Raw genomic sequence first — 2087 nt, 5'->3', positions numbered from 1 at the left:
GCCACCTGAACGGTCACTTGATTCGATCGGTCGACCCGTTAGCGTGTCGCGAAGGGCTGGATCGATCCTGCCGCGAGTCGGGAGAGTTTGCATGAGCGATGCGGACGCGATCGTGATCGGGGCCGGCCATAACGGCCTGACGTGCGCGGCGTATCTCGCTCGAGCAGGCCGCAAGGTCCTGGTGCTCGAAAAGCGATACGTGATCGGCGGCGCAACCGTCACCGAGGAGATCCACGAGGGCTTCAAGTACTCGGTGTGCTCGTACGTCGTCAGCCTGCTCCGTCCCGAGGTCACACGCGAGCTCGAGCTCGCCAAGCACGGGCTGCAGATCCATCCGGTCAACTCGATCTTCATGTCGAACGAAGATGGGCCGCCACTCATTTCGTGGCCGGACGAGGCCAAGACGCGCAACGAGCTCCGAAAGTTCTCGCGGCGCGATGCGGACATGGCGGCGAAGTTCGAAGAGGTGATGTTCAAGCTGGCGAACGCGGTGAAGCCGATCCTGGGCTACACGCCGCCCGATCTCGCCGCACCGAGCCTTCGCGACCTCAAGACCCTCAAGAGCTTCGGGGCGCACCTCAAGGGACTCGGCAAGGACACCTTTCACACCTTGTACAAGGTCATGACCATGAGCGCCGAGGATTTCCTCGCGGAGTACTTCGAGACGGACATCATCCGCGCGAATCACGCCCTCAGCGCGGTGATCGGCACCTTCCTCGGACCGAAATCGCCGGGGACCGCCTACGTGCTCCTCCATCACTATATGGGTGACCTCGACGGTGCCTATTCGGCGTGGGGCGCGCAGTTGGGCGGGACCGGCGGGGTGGCGGCCGCGATCGCGAGCTCCGCCCGAGAGCACGGAGCCGAGATTCGGACCGACGCACCGGTCGAACAGGTCATCGTGAAAAACGGCAAGGCGGTCGGCGTGGCGCTCGAGAACGGCGACGAGATCTACGCCGACACCATCGTCTCGGGTGCCGATCCCAGGGTCACGTTCCGCAAGTTCATCGAGGAGAAGGAGCTTCCCGCGGACCTGATCGACCGCATCGACAAGTTCAAGTTCCGGGGCTCCTCAGGCAAGGTCAACCTGGCCCTCGACGGGCTGCCGCGGTTCAGGGACATGCCGGACGACTCGCTCCTCAAGGGCTCCATGCCGATCGCTCCGAGCATGGACTTTCTCGAGCAGGCCTACGACGACGCGAAGTACGGGGACTTTTCGAAGCGGCCGGTCATGGAGATCGAGATGCCGAGCATGATCGACCCCACCATGGCGCCGCCGGGAAAACACATGATGTCGGTGTTCGTGCAGTACTGCTCCTACAAGATGCCCCAGCACGGCAACGCGGACGAGCAGCGGGACGCGTTCGGCAACGCCGTTCTCGACACGATCGAGGAGTTCTGCCCCAATATCAAGGACATCATTCTGCACCAGCAGGTGCTGACACCCTGGGACATGGAGAGTCAGTTCAGCCTGACCGAAGGCAACATCTTCCATGGCGAGCTGACCCTCGATCAACTCTTCTTCCAACGCCCGGCGGCCGGCTACGCCGACTACCGGACACCGATTCGAAACTACTGGCAATGCGGATCCGGGACCCACCCCGGCGGCGGCATCATGGCGATGCCGGGCCGATTGGCGGCGAAGGAGATCCTCGGCGGGAAGATCGAGCCCGCTCGCACCACATAGGAACGAAGACCGTGGGAAACTACGACACCATCATTGTCGGGGCGGGACACAACGGGTTGGTTGCGGCGGCCTATCTCGCGCGAGCCGGGCGCACGGTCCTGGTACTGGAGAGAGCCGGGCAGGTCGGCGGCGCGGCCGTGACCGAGGAGATCTTCCCGGGCTTCAGGGTCTCGGCGGTCGCCGACGGCGGGGGCTACGTCTCCGCCAAGGTGCGTCGCGACCTGATGCTGGACTCCAAGGTCGAGTGGATCGAGTCGGAGGCCGTGGTTTTCAGCCCACAGCCCGGCGGAGATCAGCTGACGATCTGGCGCGATACCGCGAAGACCGCCCGTGAGATTGCCCGCTTCTCGCAGAAGGATGCTGCCGAGTATCCCAAGTTCCTGGATCTCATGACCGCCCT

2 protein-coding genes are annotated in these 2087 nt (G+C 63.9%); both read left to right on the top strand.

Annotated features, from left to right (window positions below):
• Nucleotides 1-91: 91 nt before the first annotated feature.
• Entirely contained in the window at nt 92-1687 is a 1596-nt protein-coding gene (locus GY769_08365) for an NAD(P)/FAD-dependent oxidoreductase (protein ID MCP4201933.1), read from the top strand.
• Between the two features lie 11 nt (nt 1688-1698).
• Nucleotides 1699-2087 (top strand): NAD(P)/FAD-dependent oxidoreductase (locus tag GY769_08360; GenBank protein MCP4201932.1); only part of this gene is annotated, 389 nt, incomplete at its 3' end.

The organism is bacterium (genome assembly GCA_024224155.1).
Taxonomy (GTDB): domain Bacteria; phylum Acidobacteriota; class Thermoanaerobaculia; order Multivoradales; family JAHEKO01; genus CALZIK01.
The sequence above is the reverse complement of the archived record's forward strand: the minus strand, read 5'-3'. Positions and strand labels throughout refer to the sequence as shown.